The 234-nt window shown below is 41.9% G+C and carries 1 protein-coding gene; it reads left to right on the top strand.

The genetic code is table 11. The features are described 5' to 3' along the window. Nucleotides 1-234, top strand: a 234-nt coding sequence (locus V7S79_RS12260; RefSeq protein WP_459490885.1) for an Ig-like domain-containing protein, incomplete at both ends; no start/stop codon positions are given.

Below are 234 nucleotides of genomic sequence, written 5' to 3'. Positions count from 1 at the left end.
TTACACTAAAAGATGCGAATAGCAATCCAGTTTCTGGTAAGACAGTTGTATTAACAGATGATAGCACAACATCAACGATCTCAGCAGCAAGTGGTAGTTCGAATGCTAGTGGAGTAGTAACCTTTACGGTGACAAACACCATTGCAGAAACAGTTATTTACTCGGCAACAGGAGATAATGTGAGCATTACCGATACAGCTAGAGTAGCCTTTGTGGCAGGAGCAGTTAGTGCAA

Source organism: Aquirufa sp. ROCK-SH2, assembly GCF_054558315.1.
The sequence above is the reverse complement of the archived record's forward strand: the minus strand, read 5'-3'. Positions and strand labels throughout refer to the sequence as shown.